The sequence below is a fragment of the Yoonia sp. genome (assembly GCF_014859355.1).
In the GTDB taxonomy this organism is placed as follows: domain Bacteria; phylum Pseudomonadota; class Alphaproteobacteria; order Rhodobacterales; family Rhodobacteraceae; genus Yoonia.
On record NZ_JACUUJ010000038.1, the window covers coordinates 1 to 25,661 of the forward strand.

At 58.6% G+C, this 25,661-nt stretch carries 26 protein-coding genes; 17 read left to right on the forward strand and 9 right to left on the reverse strand.

Annotation, left to right across the window (positions count from 1 at the left end; genetic code table 11):
* The 3 genes from IBX59_RS12195 to IBX59_RS12205 all read right to left on the reverse strand — a co-directional run.
* On the reverse strand, positions 1-144 hold a 144-nt coding region (locus IBX59_RS12195; RefSeq protein WP_296375955.1), incomplete at its 3' end, for an SRPBCC domain-containing protein.
* Positions 145-228: 84 nt separating this feature from the next.
* On the reverse strand, positions 229-1,629 hold the full coding sequence (locus IBX59_RS12200; protein ID WP_296375911.1) for a short-chain fatty acyl-CoA regulator family protein: 1,401 nt from the start codon (positions 1,627-1,629) through the stop codon (positions 229-231).
* A 51-nt stretch (positions 1,630-1,680) separates the two neighbouring features.
* Complete coding sequence (locus IBX59_RS12205) at positions 1,681-2,892, reverse strand: multidrug effflux MFS transporter (RefSeq protein WP_296375912.1); 1,212 nt, start codon at positions 2,890-2,892, stop codon at positions 1,681-1,683.
* A gap of 189 nt (positions 2,893-3,081) precedes the next feature.
* On the opposite strand from IBX59_RS12205, the gene IBX59_RS12210 reads away from it, so the two are divergent.
* From IBX59_RS12210 to IBX59_RS12225, 4 genes are all read left to right on the forward strand, one after another.
* Positions 3,082-4,605: an acyl-CoA carboxylase subunit beta gene (locus tag IBX59_RS12210; RefSeq protein ID WP_296375913.1), complete on the forward strand. Its 1,524-nt coding sequence runs from the start codon at positions 3,082-3,084 to the stop codon at positions 4,603-4,605.
* Between the two features lie 37 nt (positions 4,606-4,642).
* The gene (locus IBX59_RS12215; RefSeq protein WP_296375957.1) at positions 4,643-4,999 is read left to right on the forward strand and encodes a hypothetical protein; all 357 of its coding nucleotides are present in this window, start codon (positions 4,643-4,645) and stop codon (positions 4,997-4,999) included.
* A 127-nt stretch (positions 5,000-5,126) separates the two neighbouring features.
* Positions 5,127-5,333 carry a hypothetical protein gene (locus tag IBX59_RS12220; protein WP_296375914.1) on the forward strand — a complete coding sequence of 69 codons (207 nt, stop codon included), beginning with the start codon at positions 5,127-5,129 and terminating at the stop codon, positions 5,331-5,333.
* Positions 5,334-5,429: 96 nt separating this feature from the next.
* Positions 5,430-7,427, forward strand: a complete 1,998-nt coding sequence (locus IBX59_RS12225; RefSeq protein ID WP_296375916.1) for an acetyl/propionyl/methylcrotonyl-CoA carboxylase subunit alpha — start codon at positions 5,430-5,432, stop codon at positions 7,425-7,427.
* Positions 7,428-7,431: 4 nt separating this feature from the next.
* On the opposite strand, the gene IBX59_RS12230 is transcribed toward IBX59_RS12225, so the two are convergent.
* Positions 7,432-7,893, reverse strand: coding sequence for a DUF4174 domain-containing protein (locus IBX59_RS12230; RefSeq protein WP_296375919.1), 462 nt, complete (start codon positions 7,891-7,893; stop codon positions 7,432-7,434).
* A gap of 113 nt (positions 7,894-8,006) precedes the next feature.
* On the opposite strand from IBX59_RS12230, the gene scpA reads away from it, so the two are divergent.
* The 6 genes from scpA to IBX59_RS12260 all read left to right on the forward strand — a co-directional run bounded on the left by scpA (position 8,007) and on the right by IBX59_RS12260 (position 13,463).
* Entirely contained in the window at positions 8,007-10,133 is a 2,127-nt protein-coding gene (gene scpA, locus IBX59_RS12235; protein ID WP_296375921.1) for a methylmalonyl-CoA mutase, read from the forward strand.
* A gap of 153 nt (positions 10,134-10,286) precedes the next feature.
* Positions 10,287-10,898, forward strand: a complete 612-nt coding sequence (locus tag IBX59_RS12240) for a VOC family protein (protein ID WP_296375922.1) — start codon at positions 10,287-10,289, stop codon at positions 10,896-10,898.
* On the forward strand, positions 10,895-11,362 hold the full coding sequence (locus IBX59_RS12245) for a GNAT family N-acetyltransferase (protein ID WP_296375923.1): 468 nt from the start codon (positions 10,895-10,897) through the stop codon (positions 11,360-11,362). Before IBX59_RS12240 ends, IBX59_RS12245 begins: the two co-directional genes overlap by 4 nt.
* A 14-nt stretch (positions 11,363-11,376) precedes the next feature.
* Complete coding sequence (locus IBX59_RS12250; RefSeq protein ID WP_296375926.1) at positions 11,377-12,057, forward strand: molecular chaperone DjiA; 681 nt, start codon at positions 11,377-11,379, stop codon at positions 12,055-12,057.
* Positions 12,054-13,052: an endonuclease/exonuclease/phosphatase family protein gene (locus IBX59_RS12255; RefSeq protein WP_296375928.1), complete on the forward strand. Its 999-nt coding sequence runs from the start codon at positions 12,054-12,056 to the stop codon at positions 13,050-13,052. The genes IBX59_RS12250 and IBX59_RS12255 overlap by 4 nt, the downstream gene beginning before the upstream one ends.
* Before the next feature lie 45 nt (positions 13,053-13,097).
* Complete coding sequence (locus IBX59_RS12260) at positions 13,098-13,463, forward strand: AAA+ family ATPase (protein ID WP_296375930.1); 366 nt, start codon at positions 13,098-13,100, stop codon at positions 13,461-13,463.
* Here IBX59_RS12260 and IBX59_RS12265 read toward each other — a convergent pair.
* The 4 genes from IBX59_RS12265 to IBX59_RS12280 are packed head-to-tail and all read right to left on the reverse strand — an operon-like array spanning position 13,458 to position 18,994.
* The gene (locus IBX59_RS12265) at positions 13,458-15,011 is read right to left on the reverse strand and encodes a Ppx/GppA family phosphatase (RefSeq protein ID WP_296375933.1); all 1,554 of its coding nucleotides are present in this window, start codon (positions 15,009-15,011) and stop codon (positions 13,458-13,460) included. The genes IBX59_RS12260 and IBX59_RS12265 overlap by 6 nt on opposite strands.
* 38 nt (positions 15,012-15,049) lie before the next feature.
* A complete protein-coding gene (locus tag IBX59_RS12270) occupies positions 15,050-17,221 on the reverse strand; it encodes an RNA degradosome polyphosphate kinase (protein WP_296375936.1) in 2,172 nt (723 codons plus the stop codon).
* 50 nt (positions 17,222-17,271) lie between these two features.
* A complete protein-coding gene (locus tag IBX59_RS12275) occupies positions 17,272-17,931 on the reverse strand; it encodes a DnaA/Hda family protein (RefSeq protein WP_296375938.1) in 660 nt (219 codons plus the stop codon).
* 1 nt (position 17,932) lies between these two features.
* The gene (locus IBX59_RS12280) at positions 17,933-18,994 is read right to left on the reverse strand and encodes an AI-2E family transporter (RefSeq protein WP_296375940.1); all 1,062 of its coding nucleotides are present in this window, start codon (positions 18,992-18,994) and stop codon (positions 17,933-17,935) included.
* A 137-nt stretch (positions 18,995-19,131) separates the two neighbouring features.
* Here IBX59_RS12280 and proS point away from each other — a divergent pair, with 137 nt between their 5' ends.
* From proS to IBX59_RS12315, 7 genes are all read left to right on the forward strand, one after another.
* A complete protein-coding gene (proS, locus tag IBX59_RS12285) occupies positions 19,132-20,472 on the forward strand; it encodes a proline--tRNA ligase (protein ID WP_296375943.1) in 1,341 nt (446 codons plus the stop codon).
* A 100-nt stretch (positions 20,473-20,572) separates the two neighbouring features.
* Entirely contained in the window at positions 20,573-21,178 is a 606-nt protein-coding gene (locus IBX59_RS12290) for a DUF2937 family protein (RefSeq protein WP_296375945.1), read from the forward strand.
* A 71-nt stretch (positions 21,179-21,249) separates the two neighbouring features.
* A complete protein-coding gene (locus tag IBX59_RS12295) occupies positions 21,250-22,515 on the forward strand; it encodes an ABC transporter permease (protein WP_296375947.1) in 1,266 nt (421 codons plus the stop codon).
* Complete coding sequence (locus tag IBX59_RS12300) at positions 22,508-23,191, forward strand: ABC transporter ATP-binding protein (protein WP_296375949.1); 684 nt, start codon at positions 22,508-22,510, stop codon at positions 23,189-23,191. The genes IBX59_RS12295 and IBX59_RS12300 overlap by 8 nt, the downstream gene beginning before the upstream one ends.
* Positions 23,192-23,348: 157 nt before the next feature.
* On the forward strand, positions 23,349-23,732 hold the full coding sequence (locus IBX59_RS12305; protein WP_296375950.1) for a cytochrome c: 384 nt from the start codon (positions 23,349-23,351) through the stop codon (positions 23,730-23,732).
* A 92-nt stretch (positions 23,733-23,824) separates the two neighbouring features.
* Complete coding sequence (locus IBX59_RS12310; protein ID WP_296375952.1) at positions 23,825-24,466, forward strand: DUF3047 domain-containing protein; 642 nt, start codon at positions 23,825-23,827, stop codon at positions 24,464-24,466.
* 75 nt (positions 24,467-24,541) lie between these two features.
* The gene (locus IBX59_RS12315) at positions 24,542-24,934 is read left to right on the forward strand and encodes a c-type cytochrome (protein ID WP_296375953.1); all 393 of its coding nucleotides are present in this window, start codon (positions 24,542-24,544) and stop codon (positions 24,932-24,934) included.
* Here IBX59_RS12315 and IBX59_RS12320 read toward each other — a convergent pair.
* Positions 24,902-25,624 carry a DUF1194 domain-containing protein gene (locus IBX59_RS12320; RefSeq protein ID WP_296375959.1) on the reverse strand — a complete coding sequence of 241 codons (723 nt, stop codon included), beginning with the start codon at positions 25,622-25,624 and terminating at the stop codon, positions 24,902-24,904. The two genes, IBX59_RS12315 and IBX59_RS12320, sit on opposite strands and share 33 nt — an antisense overlap.
* Between the last annotated feature and the right edge of the window lie 37 nt (positions 25,625-25,661).

The window sequence follows — 25,661 nt, forward strand, 5'->3', positions numbered from 1 at the left end:
CACCAACGCCTCGAACCCGTCTTCGGGTGATCCGGTCAATTCCTGACAGCCGGGGATGCAGGCGCGCAGCGTGTCGGCGTTGTTCAAATGCGCCCAGACCGTGGCACGGTCGGCGGCGATGACCCTTGTGCCGGATAGTTCCATGGTGTTCCCTCCCTTTATCTTGTCGTCAATCGTCATCTTGTCGTCAATCGTCGGTCATGCGCCCGCGCTTGGCAACCGTGAATTTCAATCCAGTTGATAAGGTAGCATCCCGCGCCGGTCGGGATCGACCCGCACCTGGCGTTCCAGCGGCGGCACAGATCGTTGATGGCAATCGCGTCTTTCGCAGATGCGGCAGGAAATCCCGATGGGCGCATAGGCTGTTGGGGCGCTGGTATCCATATGGTCGGCATAGACCAGTGCGGGGGCATGGCGCACCTCGCAGCCCAGCCCGATGGCATAGCGTCGCGTCGGCGCGTGATAGGCCCCGCCCGATTTGCTGACATCGCGGGCAAGGCAGAAATAGCGCGCGCCATCGGGCGTTTCGGCCAGTTGCCGCAGGAATTGCCCCGGCAGTTCGAACGCCTGATGCACGTTCCACAGCGGGCAGGCGCCGCCGTAGCGGGCAAATTGCAGGGTGGTCGCGGAATGCCGTTTGGTGATCGTGCCCGCCTGATCGACACGGACGAAAAAGAACGGCACCCCCTTGGCGCCGGGCCGTTGCAACGTGGACAGCCGGTGCGCGACCTGTTCCAGCGAGGCGCCAAAGCGGGTCGCCAGCAATTCCAGATCGTGCCGCGTTTCCTGTGCGGCGGCCAGAAACGGGCCGTAGGGCATCAGTGCCGCACCGGCAAAATAATTGGCCAGCCCGACGCGGGCGATGCTGCGCGCCTCGTCCGACTGGAATCGTGCCAGATCCAGCGTGGCATCCAGCAGTTGCGCCTGGGTCACCAGCGCGACCTGCAACAGCAGTTGAAACGTCTGCGTTGCAGGGGCCGCATGACGCGATATGGTCAACGTTTTTGCTGCCTGATCAAACCGGCGCACCGCATCGCAGTCGCCCAGCAGGGTCGTGATCTGACGCGCGGCAAGGGTGCGAACGGCGGCATCGGCCATGGTTTCGCCCGGCTTGCACTGCGCGGCAAAGCGTTCGGCGCTGCGGTCCACCGCGTCGATGTAATTGTCGCAATAGTGAAAGAAATCGCGCACTTCTTCCCATGGACTGGGTTTCAGGCGGGCATCTTCGCGGCCCAGTGCCTCGTCCAGGGACGCAAGGCGTTCATGGGTTTGGCGGTAGGCGGCATGCAGATCAAGAAATGCGCGTGCCAATGCAGGCGCGTTTGATGCGGCCAACCGTAGATCGGCCAGTGCCGGGGCAGGGCTGGTAAAGACCGGATCGGCAAGCGCCTCGCGCATGTCGCTGACAAGGCGCGCCTCGTCACCCGCCTGCAATTCGGTCACGTCAAAGCCGAATTCCTGCGCCAACCCCAGCACCACCGATGTGGACACAGGCCGGTTGTTGTTTTCCATCTGGTTCAAATAAGGCAGCGACACACCCAGTTTGCCCGCAAAATCCTTTTGCGTCAGCGCCAGCCGCCCGCGTAATTCACGCAGCTTGGCCCCGGCATAAAGTTTCTGGATCGCCATCGCGCACCTTTGCAGATTTGCCGGCCATGATTAGCCGTTGTAAAGCGCGCGTCAACCGATGCGTTTTTCCCGCCAGATGACAAACAGCACCGATACAAGCGCCAGCACCGACACGATCAGCATCAACAGTTGCAGCGGCAGCGTGCCGGTGTCCTCTGTCAGGATGCCACCTGCCATCTGCGATAGTCCGGCCCCGCCGCCAATCATGATTGCGCCACCCAGCCCGCTGGCGGTGCCTGCCAGATGCGGCCGCACGGAAATCAACCCGGCGCTGACATTGGGCAGCGTAATGCCATTGCCTAGCCCCAGCAGGGTGCAAAAGCCAAAAAACAGCACCGCATGATCCGCGCCCGCCAGTGTCAGCAGGGTTGATGTGCCAAGGCCGAAGATCACGATCACCGTGCCGATGATCGCCATTTTGTTGACCCCGAAGCGGCTGGAATAGCGCCCCGAAAAGAAGTTGCCGATCGCATAGCCGATTGCGGGTGCGCCAAGGGCAAAGCCGCTCCAGAACAGGGACAGGCCAAAAATATTGATGGCCACGAATGACGCGCCCCCCAGCAGCGCAAAAAACGCCCCCGATCCAAAAGCGGCGCAAAGCGCGTAACCCCAAAACCTGGGTGAGACGAATAAATCAGGGTAGGTGCGAAGCTGTTCGGCAAAGCTGGTGCCGTTGCCCACCACCGTTTCCCCTTGATCCAGATAGCACAGGACGAAAACGCCGATCCCGACCAAGATCAGAAACACAAAGGTGGCGCGCCAGTCAAACACTTCGGCCAATGCGCCGCCAATCATCGGGCCAACCAGCGGCACCAGCGCCATGCCCATCGTGACATAACCGATCATGGATGCCGCCTTGTCTTGGTCCACGATGTCACGCACGATCGCACGGCTAAGCACCATGGCCGATGCGACGGTGGCTTGCATCATCCGGAAAAACAAAAACGCCTCGACGCTTTGGCTGAACAGCGCACCGATGCTGGCAGCGATGAATATGCCCAGCGATGCCAGCACCACCCGCCGTCGCCCGAATCGGTCTGAGATCGGCCCGATAAAAATTTGCAGCACGGCCGTTGTGGCCAGATAGCCAGACAATGAAATCTGGATAATGGCATAATCCGTCCCGAAATAGCTGGCCATATCCGCCAGCGCCGGCAGAAAAATAGACATGTTCAGCGCCGCAACCCCAGTCAGCAAAACAAGGGTCAAAAGATGCGGTGGTGTGGTGCGGTCCAGAAAACGGACAATGGGTATGGCTGTCATCATTCCGCATTAAGCCCGCTGCTGCGGTCTGTCCATGCGCAAGGGCGCACAGGAAATCTGCACCAAAAATTTGCAATTTTGCTAAATTGCAATCGTGCAAATCAAAGTATTTGCAAATATCCTAGTGAAAGCTTCTCTTGTGTAAATAACCTGTTACACAGAACACAGAAAAGCAGGGGGAGTATCCGCATGGATGTCTTGGACGAACTTGAACATCGTCGCAGCGTGGCCCGCATGGGCGGCGGCGAGCGCCGTATCGCCGCCCAGCACGCCAAAGGCAAGCTGACCGCGCGCGAACGCATCGCGTTGTTGCTGGATGATGGATCGTTCGAAGAATTCGACATGTTCGTGGCCCATCGCTGCACTGATTTCGGGATGGATGCCGACCGGCCGGCGGGTGACGGCGTTGTCACCGGCTGGGGCACGGTGAATGGCCGCTTGGTCTATGTGTTTTCCCAAGATTTCACCGTGTTTGGCGGGTCGTTGTCCGAAACCCATGCGCAGAAGATCTGCAAGATCATGGATATGGCAATGCAGAACGGCGCGCCCGTGATCGGGATCAACGACAGTGGCGGCGCGCGCATTCAGGAAGGTGTGGCATCTTTGGCAGGCTATGCCGAGGTGTTTCAGCGCAACATCATGGCCTCTGGCGTGGTGCCGCAGATCAGCGTGATCATGGGGCCATGCGCGGGTGGCGCGGTTTATTCCCCTGCGATGACCGACTTTATCTTTATGGTCAAAGACAGCAGTTATATGTTTGTCACCGGCCCTGACGTTGTGAAGACCGTCACAAACGAGGTCGTCACCGCCGAAGAACTGGGCGGGGCATCGACCCACACGAAAAAATCATCCGTGGCTGACGGGGCCTTTGACAACGATGTCGAAGCACTGGCCGAAGTCCGCCGCCTTGTCGATTTTCTACCGCTGAACAACCGCCAAAAACCCCCCGTCAGGCCGTTTTTTGACGATGTGAACCGGATCGAGGACAGCCTTGATACGCTGATCCCCGATAATGCCAATACGCCTTATGATATGAAGGAATTGATTCATAAACTAGCGGATGAAAGCGATTTTTACGAAATTCAGGAAGATTTTGCCAAGAACATCCTGACCGGTTTCATCCGGCTGGAAGGGTCCACCGTGGGGGTTGTCGCCAACCAACCAATGGTGCTGGCCGGCTGTCTGGATATCGACAGTTCGCGCAAGGCTGCGCGGTTCGTGCGGTTCTGCGATGCCTTTGAAATTCCGATCCTGACGCTGGTCGATGTGCCGGGGTTTTTGCCGGGCACCGGGCAGGAATATGGTGGCGTGATCAAGCACGGCGCGAAACTGCTGTTCGCCTATGGCGAAGCGACCGTGCCCAAGGTGACAGTGATCACCCGCAAAGCCTATGGCGGGGCCTACGACGTGATGGCGTCGAAACACCTGCGCGGTGATTTCAATTATGCCTGGCCAACGGCTGAAATTGCCGTGATGGGCGCCAAGGGTGCGACCGAGATTATTCATCGTGGCAAATCGCCCGAAGAAATCGCCGCGCGCACCAAGGAATACGAAGACCGTTTCGCCAATCCGTTCGTTGCGGCAGAAAAGGGTTTCATCGACGAGGTGATAATGCCGCATTCGACACGCAAACGGATCTGTCGGGCCTTTGCCAGCCTGCGGGGCAAGCAATTGCAGAACCCATGGAAAAAACACGACAACATCCCGCTGTGACGCGGCAAAGGTAGTATCTGACATGGCTTTGCCAGACATGGAAAAACATCGCGGCTTTCCGGGGCGCCTGCCGGGGACGGATTTTCAGTTCGTCCTGCGTCGCGCCAACAAGGATGGCGCGACGCCATTGGTCGCGCGCACCCGCTATCCCGACCGGCGCCCGCCAGACAAACGCGCCGATGCGGGGTTCATGCAGGCGCTGTGGGAACATTTCGGAACCGGGCCGTTTGTGCGCGGCAATCTGGATGCAGGGCGGCTGAGCTGGCTGTTCGGCCGCGAGGTGATCGCTGCTGAAGACCCGTTTGATCCCGCTAGTTACGAGGCGCTTTTGCAGATCAATGTAGATGTGGCGCGTCAAAGCTTCCCCGACATTTTCGATGGGTCCATGAAATGATGATCTTTGGCCAACCGCAGAGCAAAAAAAGCGGTGATATTGAATATCACGGCCAAGTGTTGCTTGCTAAGCGGGCCAAAAATGCCGATTCTGGCGTTATCCTGAAACAAAAAAAGAGCAGAACATCATGCAAAAAACATCCATCATTCTGGCCGTCGTTGCCATGTTCGGACTGGCTGGTTGCCTTGAAGGCGATCTGGAACGCGGCGTTGCGGGTGCTGGTGCGGGCTTTGTCGCATCCGAAGTGCTTGGCACAGACCGCACAGGGACCATCCTTGCCGGTGCCGCCGTTGGCGTATTATGCGACGACGCGGGCATTAGCGCCTGTAAATAGGTTGAATACACGCGCCCCTGTGGCGCATCGTAATTACTGTAACCGCCGTGGGGGCTATGCCCTTGCGGCGGTTTCGCGTTTTGGGGACGGAAACTAATGTTCAAGAAAATACTGATTGCCAACCGTGGTGAAATCGCCTGCCGCGTGATCAAGACAGCCCGCAAGATGGGAATCAAGACCGTCGCGATCTATTCCGATGCAGACCGCAACGCGCTGCACGTCAAGATGGCGGACGAGGCGGTGCACATCGGCCCGGCCCCCGCCAACCAATCCTATATTGTCATCGACAAGGTGATGGAGGCGATCAAGAAAACCGGCGCAGAGGCGGTGCATCCCGGTTACGGTTTCCTGTCGGAAAACGCCAAATTCGCCGATGCACTGGCCGCTGCGGGGGTTGCATTCATCGGCCCGCCCAAAGGCGCGATCGAAGCAATGGGTGACAAGATTACATCGAAAAAGCTGGCACAAGAGGCGAATGTATCCACCGTGCCTGGCTACATGGGCCTGATTGCGGACGCGGATGAGGCTGTGACGATTTCGAATGAAATCGGCTATCCGGTGATGATCAAGGCCAGCGCGGGTGGCGGTGGCAAGGGCATGCGCATTGCATGGAACGACACTGAGGCGCGTGAGGGGTTCCAAAGCTCCAAGAACGAGGCGGCCAACAGCTTTGGCGACGACCGAATTTTTATCGAAAAATTCGTCACGCAACCCCGCCACATCGAAATTCAGGTCTTGGCCGACAGCCACGGCAACGCGGTTTACCTGCACGAACGCGAATGTTCGATCCAGCGCCGTAACCAAAAGGTTGTGGAAGAGGCCCCAAGCCCGTTCCTTGATGCAGCAACCCGCAAGGCGATGGGCGAACAGTCGGTGGCCCTTGCGCAGGCGGTGGGATATACCAGCGCAGGCACCGTGGAATTCATCGTAGATGGCAACCGCAATTTCTATTTTCTGGAAATGAACACCCGGTTGCAGGTGGAACACCCGGTCACCGAACTGATCACCGGTATCGACCTTGTGGAACAGATGATCCGGGTTGCGGCCGGGGAAAAGCTGCCTTTTGCCCAGGATGATCTGAAAATCAACGGCTGGGCCATGGAAAGCCGTCTTTATGCCGAAGACCCTTATCGCGGGTTCCTGCCATCCATCGGGCGGCTCAGCCGCTATCGCCCCCCCATGGAAGAGGCGACGCCCGTGCGCGCTGTGCGCAATGATACCGGCGTTTTTGAAGGCGGCGAAATCAGCATGTATTACGACCCGATGATCGCCAAGCTGTGCACATGGGCGCCCGACCGCGCCACCGCGATCGAGGAAATGCGCCTTGCACTGGACGGTTTCGAACTGGAAGGGATCGGGCATAACCTGCCGTTCCTGGCCGCCGTCTATGACCACCCGAAATTCATCGCAGGCACCATGACAACCGCCTTTATCGAGGAAGAATTCCCCGATGGGTTCGGTGGTGTGACCTTGGCCGATACGACCTGCACCCGCATCGCCGCCGCTGCCGCTGCGATGCACCGGGTCGCTGAAATTCGGCGTGCGCGCATTTCAGGCCGGATGGATAACCACGAACACCACATCGGCACGGATTGGGTCGTCAGCCTGCAAGGTGTGTCGCATGATGTGGTGATTACCGCCGACAAGGCCGGTGCTGATGTGCAGCTGGGCGGCCATACCCTGCGCGTTGAAAGCGACTGGACACCGGGCGATCCCTTGGCGCGCCTGACGGTCGATGGTGACCCGCTGGTGCTGAAGGTGGGCAAGATTTCCGGCGGCTTCCGCGTGCGCTATCGCGGCGCAGACCTGAAGGTGCATGTGCGCACCCCGTTGCAGGCCGAACTGGCCCGCCTGATGCCGGAAAAACTGCCCCCTGATACGTCAAAATCGCTGCTGTGTCCGATGCCCGGCCTGATCGTCAAGATCAACGTCGCCGAAGGCGACGAAGTTCAGGAAGGTCAGGCGCTTTGCACCGTCGAGGCGATGAAGATGGAAAACATCCTGCGCGCCGAGCGCAAGTGCGTGATTAAAAAGATCAATGTCGACGCAGGTGACAATCTGGCCGTGGACGACACCATCATGGAGTTCGCGTGACGGTCTATTGCTCTATAAAACGGCGGTCGAAGACTTCTTGCTGGCGCAGGGGCATCTTGTCGATGGACCGTGACAATTCGCGCACCGTAACGGCCTCTGGTTTGCGCTGCGCGACGCGTCCGTCCTTGGCAAGTAGCGCCAGCATGTATCCACGTGGCCGCAAAACTCGCCGCAAGGGCGACAGCACTGACGGATCGGTATCAGTGATGATGATCACGTCGCGTTCGGCCAGATCGTCAACACCGGCAATCAGCAGGTCCATTTGCTGGCGGAATCGCGGATCATTGGGTGTGTCTGCAAAAATGACCAATGCCCGCGCCTGCCATTGCAACTCGGGGATGGTAATTTCACCGGCCTCGAACACCTGTGTCCGGTCCTCGTTCCACCGGTCGATAATGGTTTGTTCGTCGGCCAGCACAGGCATAGCCACGATAAGGGCGATCATGGTCGCCAGCCCGATGTTCATAAATGCGTTCATGCAAATAGATATAGCGGCGGATCAAGGAAAAGCTAAGGGTCTGTCGCAGTTATGTACCAACAAAATTGTGTATCCGCCTCACAGACCTGCCGGAGGTTCAAATGACTGACAAGAAAACCTGGGAAAACCTTGCTGAAAAAGAACTGCGTGGAAAACCGATCGCGGCTTTGAACTGGGACACGTTGGAAGGGATAAAGGTCAAGCCGCTTTACACGGCTGAAGATACCGCAGGCCTGCCCCACATCGGTGGCGTGCCTGGTGCCGCCCCCTATACGCGGGGTGTCAAGGCCACGATGTATGCTGGTCGCCCATGGACGATCCGGCAATATGCGGGCTTCTCAACGGCAGAGGAATCCAACGCCTTTTACCGCAAGGCGCTGGCCGCAGGTCAACAGGGTATTTCGGTTGCTTTTGATCTTGCCACGCACCGCGGCTATGACAGCGACCACCCCAGGGTCGAAGGGGACGTGGGCAAGGCCGGCGTCGCCATCGACAGTGTCGAGGACATGAAAATCCTGTTTGACGGCATCCCGCTGGACCGCGTGAGCGTGTCGATGACAATGAATGGCGCGGTTATTCCGATTCTGGCTAATTTCATTGTCGCAGGCGAAGAACAGGGGCATTCGCGCGATGTGCTGTCGGGCACGATCCAGAATGATATTCTCAAGGAATTCATGGTGCGCAACACCTATGTCTATCCGCCCGAACCGTCGATGCGGATCATTGCCGACATCATCGAATATACCACCGCTGAAATGCCGCGTTTCAACTCGATCAGCATCAGCGGCTATCATATGCAGGAAGCGGGCGCCAATCTGGTGCAGGAACTGGCCTATACGCTGGCGGATGGGCGCGAATACGTGCGTGCCGCCATCACGCGCGGTATGGATGTCGATCAATTTGCCGGGCGGCTCAGTTTCTTTTTCGCGATCGGCATGAATTTCTTTATGGAGGCCGCGAAATTGCGTGCCGCCCGCCTGCTGTGGTCGCGGATCATGGCAGAATTCAACCCCAAAGATCCCAAATCATCAATGCTGCGCACCCATTGCCAGACCTCTGGCGTGTCATTGCAGGAACAAGACCCCTATAATAACGTGATCCGCACCGCCTATGAGGCGATGAGCGCGGTGTTGGGCGGCACGCAATCGCTGCACACCAACGCATTGGACGAGGCGATTGCCCTGCCCACCGAATTCAGTGCCCGTATCGCGCGCAACACCCAGTTGATCCTGCAGGAAGAAACCGGCGTGACTCATGTGGTCGATCCGTTGGCAGGGTCCTATTACGTCGAAAGCCTGACGCATGAGTTGGCCGAAAAGGCATGGGCGCTGATCGAAGAGGTCGAAGAAATGGGCGGCATGACCAAGGCCGTGGCGTCCGGTATGCCCAAACTGCGGATCGAAGAAACCGCCGCGCGACGTCAGGCCGATATCGACCGCGGCACCGAAGTGATCGTCGGGGTCAATAAATACCGCAAGGACAAGGAAGACCCGATCGACATCCTTGACATCGACAATAACGCGGTGCGCGAGGGGCAGATCAAACGCATCATCGCGACCAAAGAGGCCCGCAATGCTGCTGCCTGTGATGCCGCATTGGCTGAAATCACCCGCCGCGCCACCGAAGGCGGCAACCTGCTTTCGGCCGCAGTTGATGCTGCGCGCGCCCGCGCCACAGTTGGAGAAATCAGCATGGCCATGGAAAAAGCATTCGGTCGCCACCGCGCCGAGGTAAAGACGCTTGCCGGCGTTTACGGGGCTGCCTACGAAGGCGACGAGGGTTTCGCAGAGATCCAGCGCAGCGTTGATGATTTTGCCGAACAAGAAGGCCGGCGCCCGCGGATGCTGGTTGTCAAGATGGGGCAAGACGGCCATGACCGCGGCGCCAAGGTCATCGCCACCGCCTTTGCCGATATCGGCTTTGACGTGGATGTTGGCCCGCTGTTCCAGACGCCAGAGGAAGCCGCACAAGACGCGATCGATAACGATGTCCATGTGATCGGCATCAGTTCACAGGCTGCCGGGCACAAAACGCTTGCCCCGAAACTTGTGCAAGCTCTTCAAGACGCGGGTGCGGGTGATATCATCGTGATCTGTGGCGGTGTCATCCCACAGCAGGATTATCAATTCCTCTTTGACAACGGGGTTAAGGCCATCTTTGGTCCGGGGACGAATATCCCCCAGGCCGCACAGGATATCCTTGAACTGATCAAAAAGGCCCGCACCTGAGGCTAGAAAATGCCTCGGCTTCTTCCGAGCATAAATTTCCCCGCCGGAGGCGGCGGTTTTCGTAGAAAGCCGCTTTCGTAAAGATCGGCTTGCATTGTGGCGCATTTGGCAGTTTTCTTTCCACGGTTTGAAGCTGTTTGAAAGATGCACCCGATGCTGGCGCTTGATCATATTGCCGTCGGCTGCGCCGATCTTGACAATGGCACGGCGTGGGTGGCGGCCCAACTGGGGGTGCAGCTGTCGCCCGGTGGGCGACATGACCGCTATGGCACCCATAACACCCTTTTGGGGCTGGCGGATGGGCTTTATCTGGAAGTGATCGCGCCTGATCACAGGGCTGGCCCCGTTGCCGGGCACAGATGGTTCGGGCTGGACGCGTTCGCAGGCCCGCCGCGGCTGGTAAACTGGATTTGCCAGACCGATGACCTGCCTGCCGCCGTCGGCGCGGCACCTGCGGCTGTTGGCGATATACAGTCTTTGCAGCGGGGTGATTTGCACTGGCAGATCACGGTTCCTGATGATGGCAGTCTGCCCTTTGACGGGGGGTATCCAACGCTTATGCAATGGGCCGCTGGCACGCGCCACCCGGCAGAAAGGTTGCCTGAAAGTGGCTGCCGCCTTTTGGAATTCATTATCATGCACCCTCAGGCCGCCCGCCTGCAAGGCATGCTCCGGCTGAATGATCCACGCATTGTCTTTTGCGCTGGCCCTGTCAGTTTCAGCGCCCGATTTGACACGCCCCACGGCCACAGGGTGCTGTCATGATCCGGGCTGCCCGCCCAGATGATGCCGATAAAATCGCGAACATCTGGAATACCGCCATCCGCGAGACAACGATTACTTTTAATCCGGTTGAAAAGACACCGGACGAGGTGGCGCGCCTGATTTCAAAGGCCACGTTTGTCTGGGAAAGTGCAGGGCAATTACAGGGTTTTGCCCGCTATTTTCAGTTTCGCGGTGGTGAAGGCTATCGTTTTACGGCCGAACATACGATCATGCTGGCTGATCATGCCCATAGGCAGGGTGGTGGCCGGGCGCTGATGCTTGCACTTTGCGCAGATGCCAAGGATGCGGGCATGCATACGATGTTTGCCGGTTGCAGCGCCGAAAATCCCGGTGCTGTGCACTTTCACGCGGCAATGGGCTTTGTTCCGGTTGCAACCCTGCCCGAGGTGGGGTTCAAGTTCGGGCGCTGGATTGATCTGGTCCTGATGCAAAAACGGCTTTGACAAAGGAACGCGCAATGTCGATCTGGTCACGCATGGCCGAAGCAATTGCCGCGCTGGCCAAAGGCGAAGGGCTATCGGCCGTCTTTGACAAACTGCGCGCACGGCCTGACCGCAGCGTCGGTTTCACCATCGCCGTGATCGCGCTGGGGGCCAAGATGGCCAAGGCAGACGGCACTGTGACCCGCGACGAGGTGATCGCCTTTCGCGAGGTTTTTCTGATCCCTCCGCAGGAAGAAGCGAACGCGGCCCTTGTGTTCAATCTGGCCCGGCAGGATGTGGCAGGCTTTGACCTTTATGCGCAGCGGATCAAGGCGATGTTCGGTAATGACGGCGCCCCGCTTTGCGATCTGTTAGAGGGGCTGTTTCACATCGCATTGGCGGACGGTCATTATCACCCCAAAGAAGACGCATTCCTGCAAGAGGTCGCCACGATCTTTGGCCTGAGCGAACGGCAGTTCCGCGCCATCAGGGCGCGCTTTGTCGAAGGTGCGCCGCGCGATCCCTATGATGTGCTTGGTGTTTCCCACGACACGCCGCTGCCCGAAATTCGCGCGGTATGGCGCCAGCTTGTGCGCGAAACACATCCCGACCAGATGGCGGCACGTGGCGTGCCGCAAGAGGCGGTGAAACTGGCCGAACGGCGATTGATCGTGATCAATCGCGCTTGGGAAGAAATCCAGGACAAGGCCGCATGAGAATTGCGACCTATAATGTTGAATGGTTCAACAACCTTTTTGACGATGATGGCGTGCTGCTGGATGATGGCGGCTGGTCGGGCCGTTGGGACGTGACCCGCGCCCAGCAAACAGAGGCGCTGGGCGGTGTGTTCACTGCGTTGAATGCAGATGCGATCATGGTGATCGAGGCCCCCGATACGAGCCGCAAGCGTAATGGCGGCGCGGCGCTGGAATATTTCGCGGCCTACTGCGGGTTGCGGTCGCGCAAGGCATTGAGCGGGTTTCAGAACCACACGCAGCAGGAAATCACACTGCTTTATGATCCCGATGTCGTCACCGCCGTCCATGATCCCCACGAAACGCCGGATTTCCCTAGATTTGACACCAAGTTTCGCATGGATGTTGATGCTGATGCCGCGCCAGAGGTGATCCGCTGGTCGAAACCACCGTTGGAAGTGGCCATGACAACAGCAACCGCCAAGCTGCGGATGATCGGTGTGCACGCCAAATCAAAAGCACCCCATGGGGCCGCCAACCCGGCCGCAATGGCCCGTGTGCGGATCGAGAACCGCCGCAAACAATTGGCGCAATGCGTCTGGTTGCGGGGGCGTGTGGTGCAGCATCTGGCGGCGGGCGACGACCTGATCGTTCTGGGTGATTTCAATGATGGTCCGGGGCTGGACGAATATGAAAAACTGTTCGGCCGCTCTGGTGTGGAAATCGTGCTGGGCGGTGAAGACGAATGGCAGCTTTTTGATCCGCATGCGCATATGGTGCTGGGCCGCCGGGTGGGGGCGCAGCCTGCCACCGCGCGTTTCAAACGCAAGGGCGAACCCTATTTGTCGGCCTTGCTGGATTATATCATGGTGTCGCCGGGCTTGTGTGGCAGGAATCCGAAATGGCAGATTTGGCACCCCTTTGATCACCCCGATATTTTCGCCAACCCGGTCCTGCGCGAGGCGCTTTTGCAGGCGTCCGATCATTTTCCGGTCGTGCTGGATATTGATTTGTGATTTGGGTTTCCGGCTTGCCTAGTCTATATTGTGGGCATGAAACGCATGCTAGCAACCACACTTGCGATCGCACTTTGTGTCGGCCCTGTCATGGCGCAGGATGATGAGGCCGATATCCCGGGCGGCTTTAACCTGATCGAAGAAGGCGCAAAAATGCTGATGCGCGGCCTGATGTCGGAAATAGAACCAAAGATTGATGAATTGCGTGGCTCAATTGAAACGATGGGCCCAGCGATTGCCGCATTCGCGCGCCAGATGGGGCCTGCATTGACCGAACTTCTGGATCAGGTGGATGACCTGCGCAATTATCAGGCCCCCGAAATGCTGCCCGATGGTGACATCATCATCCGTCGCAAGCCTGATGCGCCTGTCTGGTCCCCAGACGGCGGGGCAGAGGCGATCGAGTTATAACGCCTTTTTGAACCTGACGGTGCCTGTGGCTTTCAGCGCGCTGGCCAATGCGGCAAAGCGGGATTCGGCGACCTCACCAAACAAGGGCCGCGCGTGTTCGGTGAGCGTCATGGTCAAAGTGCTGTTCTTGGCGCTCCATTGCAGGACGCCGGGCTGTTCATCTGCTGTCAGCCACAACATGGCCCCCAGACGCATTGCCTTGCCAATAATTTCGGCCTCTTTGATCTGTGCGGGGGTCAGCATTGCGAACAATTCTTCAAAGCGGGTCAGATCAGGGTTGTTGGTGTAGCGGTTCATCAGCGCCAGACCCAGCATAACCCGTTCTGAATGTTTCAGCCCGCCCAGATTGGCGCGTGTTGCATTGTCGAACGTGACCTCGGCCCGGTAATCGGGGTGCGCGCGCCAGCTTACATCGTGCAATAGGCAGGCGGCCTTGATGATCCGCTTGCGCTGCCAGTTGACGCGCGGAAACAGAGGTTTGATAAAATCATACAGAACACGGCCAAAACCGGGTAGGCGGGCATCTTTTGCTTCGGCAAAACGGCAGGCTTCGACCAGCGGATCGCGTTCGCGCAATTCGCGCGACATTTGTTCGTATAGCATACCTTCGCGAATGCCATAGGACGAGACGGCCACATCCTTTGGCTTGAAGGTGCGTATCAATTCTTTCAGCACGATCGATGCCAGCGGCACCAGCGCCATGCGACTGTCCGAGATGTGACAGCGCGCGCGCAGGTCTTGCAGGTCGGATTTGCGGATATATTCGGCTGTTTTCCCGATCTGGCGGGACGTCATCCGGTATTCATGCAGCACGGTCAGCGGATAATTGCGCCGTTCCATATCGATGCGCGCAATCGCCCGCCAGGATCCGCCGACTAAAAAAAGGCGCATGCCGGTTTCAAAACCCATATCGGCGTGCAGTTGCGCGATCGTGTCGCGCACATAAGCCTTGACGGCCTTTTTGCCACCCTTGATTTCGCGCAGCTTCAACGGACCCAGCGCCGATGTCAGCCGCTGACCCACTTTGCCATCGGCCAGATCGGCCAGTTCCATGGATGATCCGCCAATGTCGCAGACCAGCCCATAGCTGCCCGGCCAACCCAACAGCACACCTTGGGCGGAAAGCCGCGCCTCTTCCTTGCCGTCGATGACCCACAGTTTGATTCCGGTTTCGCGCAGAACTTCGGCACAGAAATCCTGCCCGTCGTTTGCTTCGCGCACGGCTGCGGTCGCTACGGCTGTCAACGGCGGGATGCTCATGCCTTCGGCCAGCGCGGCAAAGCGGCGGATGGCAGATAGCGCACGTTTGCGGCCTATGGGGTTCAGTTGACCCGTTTCCGAAAGACCGGCCCCCAAGGCGCACATGATTTTTTCATTGTAAAAATAGGCAGGTGAACGGGCCGCGCCATCGAACACAACCAGACGGACAGAGTTTGATCCAACGTCAACAACACCTACCCGGCTAAGGGTGCGTGCGGCGTCACCGTCAAACAAAGGTCGCCCGAATGGACCCCAGTCAATGGTGTCCGGGTCTTGTTGTTGGGTCATAGGGCTTCCGTTCGTCGTCGTGCAGGCCTAGGTATCGGTCAATCCTCGGTGTGGGTCAATTGCGGAACATCCGATGCCCCAGCAGATCCACGCCCCGAAAGCGACGGATTTTCCATAAAGAACCGGTGGCAACTGAACGCGAATGCCCCCTCGGGGATAGGTTCGCGCGTGAAATTCCCGTCCGCGGCCATCACCCAGCTTTGTGCAATGTCAGCCATGTTGGCCGCCATGACCTGACTGACGATCTGGGCCTTTACTGTGGGGTTCTTGATTTCTACGAGCGTTTCAACCCGGCGGTTCAGGTTGCGGTCCATCCAGTCGGCCGAACTGATATAGACACGCGCCTTTTTCGACGGCAGCGCAGACCCGTTGCCAAAACACACGATCCGCGAATGTTCCAAAAAGCGGCCAACGATAGATTTCACGCGGATATTTTCAGAAAGACCCACGACACCGGGGCGCAGCCCGCAGATACCACGCACGACAAGGCTGATCTTGACCCCCGCCTGCGATGCAGCATAAAGCGCGTCGATCACATCAACTTCGACCAACGAATTCATTTTGGCCCAGATCATCGCGGGTTTGCCTTCACGGGCATTTTCCGCCTCGAACGCGATCCGGTCCAACAAGGTCTGTTTCAGGCTGATGGGTGAAATTGCCAGATTTTCCAACCCTTCCGGCTGGGCATAGCCCGTGAGGTAGTTAAAGACCTTGGTCGCATCCCGGCCAAGACTGGCATCACATGTGAAAAAGCTCAGATCGGTATAAATGCGGGCGGTGATCGGGTGGTAATTTCCCGTGCCGAAATGCGTATAAGTGACCAGTTTGTCGTCCTCGCGGCGCACCACGGTGCTGATCTTGGCGTGCGTCTTGTAGTGCATGAAACCATAGACAACATGCGCACCCGCGCGTTCCAACCGGCGTGATTGGCGGATGTTGGCGGCCTCGTCAAAGCGTGCTTTCAGTTCGACCAGTGCTGTGACCGATTTACCGTCTTCGGCTGCCTCGCACAGGGCCTCGACAATGGGTGACCGTTTCGAGGTGCGGTAAAGCGTTTGCTTGATCGCCACGACATTGGGGTCACGTGCGGCCTGCGCAAGAAACCGCACAACCATGTCGAATGTTTCATAGGGGTGATGCAGCAGCATGTCCTTTTGCCGGATCGCTGCAAACATGTCGCCATCATGGTCCTGCACCCGTTCGGGGACGCGCGGCGTAAAGGGTGGCCATAGCAGGTCAGGGCGGCTATCCAGCACCAGTTCGCCAAGGTCGGCAATCCCGATCAGCCCGTCCACCTCGATGATCGAATCCTCGGTGACCGGCAGTTCATGCATGATCAGTGATTTCAGCGCCGGCGGTGCGTTGGCAGACAGTTTCAGCCGCACGACCTCGCCACGGCGGCGACGTTTCAGCGCGACTTCAAATTCGCGCACCAGATCTTCGGCTTCGTCTTCCAGTTCCAGATCGCTGTCACGCAGCACCTTGAAGGCGCAATGCCCCTTGATCTTGTATCCCGGAAACAGACGGGTGATGTGCAACAACAACAGTTCTTCCAATGGCAGGAACCGTTGGTCACTGTTGTTTGATGGTAATGCGACAAATCGGTCGATCTGCGCAGGCACGGGCAAAAGCGACCGCAATTGCCGCTTGTCACTGGGCCGTTCAAGTTGCAGTGCCAGTGCGAAACCTTCGTTAGGCAGGAAAGGAAACGGATGTGCGGGATCAATCGCCAGCGGCGATAACACCGGAAAAACCTGTTCGATGAACACGTCTTCCAAGAAGGCGACATCATCCTTGCCCAACGCATCGCGGGTCAGGATGTGGATTCCCGCGTCGGCCATTTCTGCCTGCAAGCTGTTGAAAACCTCTTGTTGGCGATTCATCAGGCGGCGCGCGTTTTCGTCAATCATGACCAGTTGTTCGGCCGGCGTCACCCCGTCCAGCCCCGGTGTGTTGTTCCCGGCGTTGGCCAGTTCGCGCAGACCTGCAACGCGCACGGTATAAAACTCGTCCAGATTGGTGGCCGAGATCGACAGAAACCGCAGCCTTTCCAGCAGTGGGACGCGCAAGTTTTCCGCTTCTTCCAGCACACGCCAGTTGAAACCCAGCCAGCTTATCTCGCGGTTGACGAAGCGCGCAGGCGAGGTAGGGTCGATATCGAGCGTTGTTGGCTCTGGAAACGCACGTTCAAGAAAATTTGCTACAGTCATGATGCCTTTTGCACCGCCAATGTAGCGGTTTTGTGACGAATATCGCGGGGTTAGTCGATGTTGTCCAGCAGATCAGCGGCCAGGGCCTGATTGATCTTGCGCCCCTGCGCCAATGCAGCGGCATCCAGCCTTCCCACAATGTTTGCGGCGGCGGCAAAGGACCGTTCGATCCGGCTGGTCAGGTATTTCACTAACGCGGGTTTTGGCATGATCTGACGGTCTGAAAAAAGCTTCATGATCAGCGCTTGCAGCAGTGCATCATCGGGGTCGTCAATGCGGGTCAGGGTGGTGGCCTGCATCCGGCTTGCCAGATCGGGCAGGTCCAGTGGCCAACGGCTGGGCGCGGTTCTGGCGGTCATCAGCAAAAGGCCACCCCTGTGGCGAAGGTGGTTGTGCAGATGGAACATCGCCTCTTGTGCAGTCCGTGGAAGGGTTTGCATGTCTTCGATGATCACGCAATCCGCATCGATCTGTAAATCCCCGTCTATGACGGCGGCAGGCAGGATAATTCCGCCGGTCTGCGCCCGGAAAATCCGCGCCAGATGGCTTTTGCCACAGCCTTCGGGGCCTGCGATGACCAGTTTGCGCTCGGGCCAGTCGGCGGGTTTGGCCAGCATCGCATAGGCTTGGGCATTCGCCTCGGAGACAAAGAAATCATCCGCGCCCAACGCGATCCCGGTTGGCCAGGCAAAAGACAGCTGATCTGCCATATCAATCGTCCGCCGAAAAACCGAGATACAAGCGGCTTTGCTTGTAATGGGCCAGCATATAGCGCGCCACGACACCAATCATTGCCGCCACAGGCACGGCAACTAGCATCCCGACAAATCCGAAAAGCGACCCGAAAACCGCCAGCGCAAAAATCAACCAGACCGGGTGCAACCCGACAGATTCGCCTACCATTTTGGGGGTCAGGATATTGCCTTCCAAGAACTGGCCAACACCGAAAATGGTGGCAATGATCCCGATCGCCAGCCAATCGCCCCAGAACTGAAAGATCGCCAACCCAATCGCGAGCATCCCACCAACCAGTGCGCCAACATAGGGAATGAAGGAAATCAACCCGGCGATAGACCCAATGACAAGCCCGAAATTCAGCCCGGCCAACATCAGTGCAACGGCATAATACAGGCCAAGGATGACACAGACCGTGCCCTGCCCGCGAATGAAAGACGCCAGCGTGTTGTCAATATCGCGCCCCAGTGTGCGTAGCGTTTCCACGTGGTCACGCGGCAAAAGTTCATCAATCCGCGCGATCATCCTGTCCCAATCCAACAACAGATAAAACGCGACGACGGGCACAACGACGATCAACACCAAAACGTTGATCAGACCCAACGCAGAACCTAGCAAACTGTTCACCAGATCACCGCCTTTAGACTGGATGGTATCGCCGATGGCCAGCAATTGCTGCCGGATCGCGCTATCTGCATCTATCAGGGATGGAAACCGTTCGGTCAAAAATGCCTGAAGCCGCTGAAACAGCTCTGGCGCGACATTGATCAGTTGCGTGGTTTGATGGACCAGCGTCGGGATTACCAGCAGGATGAGAACGACAAAAAGCAGGATCGTCACCAGCGTGATAATGGCGACGGCAATCGCACGGCTGAGCCCGATTTTTTCCAGCCGGTCCGCGATGGGGTCAAGGCAATAGGCAATCGCCCCGCCCAACACAAATGGCAGGATCACATCGCCCAGAAACCACAACACGATCAAAAAGACCGCTGTGGCGATGCCCCAGTATTTGACTTGATCGCGCACGGGAAGTGACATGCTGTTTCCTTGCTTTTCTGCACGATAAATGCGGTATGGCGCGATTTTAAGCAAGGGTTGCCCGCTGCCTTTGGCTTGCCACGCCGCAACTGGCCCCCTACACCAGTATACGACACAGTTTATCAAAGGTTCGTCCGATGCGTCTTAGCCGCTATTTCCTGCCCGTACTGAAAGAAACCCCGCGCGAGGCGCAGATCGTGTCGCACCGATACATGTTACAGGCTGGCATGATCAAACAGGCCAGCGCGGGGATATATTCGTGGTTGCCGCTGGGCTTTAAGGTGCTGCGCAAGATCGAAAACATCGTGCATCAGGAACAGGCGCGTGCCGGACACATCGCGATTCAGATGCCGACGATCCAGTCTGCCGACCTGTGGCGCGAAAGTGGCCGCTATGATGCATATGGCGAAGAAATGCTGCGCATCAAGGACCGTGGCGGGCGTGACATGCTGTTCACCCCCACGGCCGAGGAACTGGTTACGGACATCTTCCGCGCCCATGTCAGCAGCTACAAGGACTTGCCGCTGACGCTGTATCAAATTCAGTGGAAATTCCGCGACGAAGTCCGCCCGCGCTTTGGCGTCATGCGGGGCCGTGAATTTTATATGAAGGACGGCTATAATTTCGACCTGACGAAAGAGGACGCGCTGCACGCCTATAACCGCCACCTGGTCAGCTATCTGCGGACCTATGAACGGTTGGGCCTGCAAGCGATTCCGATGCGGGCTGACAGTGGCCCGATCGGCGGCGATGACACCCATGAATTCCTTGTTTTGGCCGATACCGGCGAATCAGAGGTGTTTTATGACAGTGAAATCACCGATCTGAAATTCGGGGATCGCCAGATCGACTATGACGATCACGCAGCTTGTGCGGCGGTGCTGGACGAATTCACCAGCCGCTATGCCCGCACCGACGAAACCCATGACGCAGCGCTGTTCGATCAGATACCCGAAGAACGCCGCCGCACCGCGCGTGGCATTGAGGTAGGGCAGATTTTCTATTTTGGCACCAAATATTCCGAGGCAATGGGCGCGCTGGTCGATGATGGCCAGGGGGGCAAGGTGCCGGTGCATATGGGGTCGCACGGGATCGGTGTGTCGCGTCTGGTCGGTGCGATCATCGAGGCGAGCCATGACGACAAGGGTATCATCTGGCCCGAAGGTGTGACACCGTTTCACGTGGGTATCCTGAATATGCGGCAGGGCGACGCCGAAACTGATGCCGCCTGCGAGGCGCTTTATGCGTCCCTGACAGCCCTTGGGTTGGAACCGCTTTATGACGACCGCGAGGAACGGGCAGGGGCCAAATTTGGTACGATGGATATGATCGGCCTGCCATGGCGCATCACGGTCGGCCCGCGCGGGTTGAAAAACGGGGTGGTTGAACTGACCTGCCGCCGCACCGGCGAAAGCGAAGAAATGTCGCCCGAAGATGCCACCGCCCGGATCGCCACGATCTATGCCGGGATCGCCTGATTTTCAGGATGCGTTAACAGGCTGTTATAATCCTGCTATGATGCGGGAAAATAGCATCGAGGCAGCAGATGATTCCTGAAATTTTCGCAGGTATCCGGTGATGATCCGGGTGCTTTGTCTGATTGGTGGGTTGGCCGGTGGGGCTGGCCTGTCGCAATACCCTGAATTTTCGCAGCAATACCTGCAACGGCTGGCCGGTCAGGTCGATGCATTGACCGAGGTGGTCAAGGATTTTGACGCTTCTGCGCTTGCGGCCGGTCTGGGGCGTGAACAGGCGCTGGAAGAGCTGACAGGTTCGCCGTTTCTGCAAAGCCGCCAAGCGGACATGCGCCGCACCTTTGCCCGCCACGCGCGGCTGGCGGAAAATCTGATGGTGTTACGCGACGCCGGGCCACTGACCCGGCTGACGTTGCCGCACCATATGGGGGATACCGCCATTCTGCGCGCCACATGGGCGGATTTTACGCCTGCGGTGCCGATCAGTGTCGCAGGTGCCGCCTCTGGCGGGGTGGGCTTTGCGGTGGGCTGGGGGGTGTTGGCGGTTTTGCTTGCGGCACTGACGGTCCCGTTTCGCAAAACCGCGAAACCTGCGCGCAAAAACCATCACCGCGCGCCTGCCATGCGCCATGAACCTGCGCTGAGCAAACCCACGCCGGTGGCGACGCCTGCGGATCACAGACCGCGGTTGGCGGGCGTGCAACGCTAAGTGAAACGGTCACAGCTTGACCATTGCCTGCGCAAGCACCACCTTGCCGCAAAACTGATGCAGGAGCCGCCATGGCAGAGGTGAAAACCACCGCCCCCTTTGCGAAATTCGAATGGATGATTGCTTGGCGCTATATCCGTGCCAAACGGGCCGAAGGCGGCGTCAGCGTCATGACATGGATCAGCCTGATCGGCGTGACGCTGGCGGTTTTCGCGCTGATCGCCACGCTGGCGGTCCGGTCGGGGTTCCGCGCGGAATTTATCGACACGATCGTGGGGGCCAACGCCCATATCACCGTGCTGCGCCCGCGCGAGGTGATCACCGAATATGACGACATGGCCGAACGGATCATGGCGATTGAAGGGGTGCAATCGGTGGCCCCACTGGTGCGCGGGCAGTCCATGGCCAGCGCCTTTGGCACTAATACGCTGGCCGACATCCACGGCATCAGGCTGGAGGATTTGAAAAAATCCGACGCCATCGTGCAAAGCGAACGCACCACGGGCGATATCGACAGGCTGCCTGAAGGCATCGCGCTGGGGTCGGCGCTGGCGGCCAATCTGGGGGTTGGAATCGGGGATCGCGTGGAATTCACCATCCGGTCGGGGGCGATCACGCCGATGGGCCGCAGCACGCGGGTGAATGCCTACGAGGTCGTGTTCATCTTTTCGACCGGCCGTTACCAGATCGACGAAATCCGCGCCTATCTGCCCTTTGACGAAGCGCAGCTGATCTTTAACCGCGACGGTGCCGCTGACGAACTAGAGGTGCGATTGCACGACATCAACCGGTCAGAGGCGTTGAAACAGGACATCGCCAATGTCGCCGGCCCGGGCATCTGGGCCTATAGCTGGCAAGACCGCGTGGGCCGCTATCTGCGGGCGCTGACGATCGAGGACAACGTGATGTTCATCATCCTGTCAATTCTGGTGCTGGTGGCGTCGATGAACATTATAAGCGGACTGATCATGCTGGTGAAAAACAAGGGCCGCGATGTGGGCATCCTGCGCACCATGGGCCTGACCGAAGGGTCGATCCTGCGGATTTTCTTTATCTGCGGCGCAGGGATTGGCACGCTGGGCACGGCGCTGGGCGTGGTGCTGGGGTGTTTGTTTGCGATTTATATCGACCAGATTTTCAGCCTTGTGAACTATGTCGCTGGTGGCGGTGTCTGGGATCCGTCGATCAGGGGGATTTACAACGTTCCCGCCGAACTGCGGCTGGTGGATGTGGTCAAGGCGATGTCGCTGTCGCTGGGCCTGTCGTGGATCATCACCATCTTTCCGGCGCGCCGCGCCGCCCGCATGAACCCGGTCGAGGCGCTGCGCTATGAATAATCCAACGTTGCAGGTCAGCGACCTGACCAAGACCTACAACAAGGGCAAACCAAACGAGGTGCGCGTGCTGCAAGGCACATCCCTGTCCGTGGCCCCGGGCGAGGTTGTGGCGCTTGTTGCGCCATCAGGTGCGGGCAAATCGACATTGCTGCATATCGCGGGGCTGCTGGACACGCCCGACAGTGGCACGGTGATGATTGCGGGGCAGGACATGACCCACATGTCAGACCGCAAGCGCACGGCGGTGCGGCGGGCGACTGTCGGGTTTATCTATCAATTCCACCACCTGCTGCCCGAATTTACCGCGCTGGAAAACATCGTGCTGCCGCAACTGGCCAATGGCACCAGCCAAAATGCGGCAGAGGCACGCGCGATGGCATTGCTTGATCGTGTCGGGATCGCTGAACGCGCAGCGCACCGGCCTGCGGCCCTGTCGGGCGGCGAACAGCAGCGTGTTGCCTTTTGCCGGGCGCTGGCGAATGAACCGACGCTTTTGCTGGCGGATGAACCCACCGGCAACCTTGACCCTGACACATCGGACCGCGTGTTCGGCGCGTTGATGGCGCTGGTGCGCGACACCGGGCTTGCCGCTGTCATCGCCACCCACAACCTTGAACTGGCCGCAAGAATGGACCGTCAGGTCCGCCTGACAAACGGCGTGTTGGCAGCTTTATGAAATCGCCGAGCCTGCGGCCACCACAAAGGCGACGATGACCGCCGCCGCCACTGCCACGGTGGGCGGTCATTTGGAAATGTAGGCGCTGGCGTTAATCTGGGTGATGGCGGCGCCTGTCAGGCTTTGCTAGGGTGGTGCAAGACAAGAGGAGGCAGTGATGCGGTATTTGATCATTCTGGGTGCTTTGGGGCTTGCTGCCTGTGTCGAGGAACCGATGGACGGGCGCACGGCCTATCTGGTGGATTGCGCCGGATGCCACGGCCCCGACGGACGCGGTGACGGGCCTGATGCGCGCGATCTTGCAGTGGTATCCCCCGATCTGACGCGGATTTCGGCCCGCAATGGCGGGACGTTCCCCCGCAACCGCGTCATGAGCACGATTGACGGGTTGAACCGGGCCGCCCATTTCAGCGCAGCGATGCCCGAATTCGGGGCTGGCGACATGGGCGACACCATCATCATCGAAGAAAACGGGTTGGGCACGCCGGTGCCGGAACGGCTTTTGGTGCTGACGGATTATCTGGAAAGCATTCAGCGGTAACGCTTGCTGACAATAGCGTGAAACCGGCCGTCAGTGGATATTCTGACGCGGTTTGGGTGTTAAGTCTGCGTGGCATTCATAAAGGACGATTCATGCGCTTTTACCTCGGTTTCCTGCTGGCCATTTCAATGGCATCTGCCGCGTTGTCCGGCCCGGTTTCGTTCAGCACCGGTTGGTCAGAACAGCGGCTGAAACTTTTCAGTTCGAACGATTACACATTCGGAACCAATCTGGGTATCCGGTCGGATGGGTCGGTGTCATTGGCCTGGACAAGGCTGCCGCGCAGTGAATGGGGCGCGCGGACTGCGTCTTGGAACTGGACCGTGGAACAATCTGTCCCACCGACTGATTTGTCGCTAAAAGGCGGCGATGACAGAAATATATCGCTTTATTTCGTCTTCCTGCCCGAGGATGAGGCAGAAACATCCGAACGCGCAGGTATCCGCAGCCTGCTTGGCAACGATCAGGTGCGCGTGCTGCAATATGTCTGGGGCGGTAACCATGCGCGCGGTCAGGTGATCGCATCGCCCTATGGCCCGGCGGGGCAGGGGGCCACAGTGGCACTGCGGCAAGCCAGCACTGGCACATATAGCGAAGATGTTGATTTGGCGCGCGATTACGCCACAGCCTTTGGCGGGGCGCCGGGTGCGCTGGTCGGGCTGGCAGTGTCTGCCGACAGTGATGATACCAACAGCAATATCCGCGCGGCATTGGGCGGGCTTGTGCTGCGTTAGTCTGGGTTGATCTGCGTCATTGTGCGAAATGCGCATGGGGCATAGGCTGGTTGCGTTGGGATACAGGAGGATCGGATGCGTTTACTTGGCCTCATCGTTTTAATGGGACTGGCCGGGCCTGTCGCGGCGCAGGATGCCGACAGGGGCGAGGCTATTTTCGGGTTTTATTGCGCCACCTGCCACGGTGTGACCGCCGAGGGAAATGGCCCGATGTCGCCATCACTGGTGGTGCAACCGACCAATCTGACCGCACTTGCTGCTGGAAACGGTGGTGTTTTCCCCGTATCGCGGATCGTAATGCGCATCGACGGGCGTGACCCTTTGGTCAGCCATGGTAGCGCGATGCCGGTTTATGGTGACTTCTTTGCCGGGTCTGATGTGGCGACCAAAGCGGAAACAGGCCAGCCAATCATGACATCACAGCCAATTGTGGACCTATTGGCCTTCCTGCAAGGGGTCCAGCAATAGCGCGGCGATCGCGGTGTCTGGCGTGGTGCCTGCAATTTCGAGGATCAGCTTGCGGCGGATCGCGTGGGTAAATTCCGGCCCGCTTTCCGCCGCGATGGCAAAGGCCCCCGGCCCGCCAATGATATTGTCGGTATAGGCCTGCAACAGATTGCCACCCATGAAACCGCCGCTGCGCACAATGGGCAGGGCATTGATGGTGATCCCAGCTGCGACAACCTGATCACGCGCTTGGGTTATGGGCGGGCCATAAGTGTTGCCCATGCTATCGCCTGAAAAGTCGATGACGCGGCGGAACCCCCTGATATCGTTGGCGTTGATCTGTTCCATCCCATACAGCAGCGCCGACCCGATGGCATTGCGCCCGCTGGCCTGACGTGGCGGGCCGATCAACGCATCGGCAAAGGTGGTGGCGCTGTCCATATCAGCGACGATGGTCCAATCCACGACCGTGGCCTGATTGGTCGCCCATTCCACATAGGTGACGGCGATAGAGCCATAAAGCGTGTTCTGGATCGCAGCGACAACCGCCGGATCGGTGATCGCGGTGGCGTAGGATTGCCGCTGGAACGCCAGTTCGTCCGCGTCGATGGACCCCGACGCATCGGCCAATAGCACCAGTTCAAGGTCCGTTTCGATCTGCTGCGCGGCGGCAGGTGCAGCGAGGAGAAGGGCGAGCATGAGATGGCGCATGACGGGAAGGTAGGGCGCGTTTACGCTAGGGAAAGGG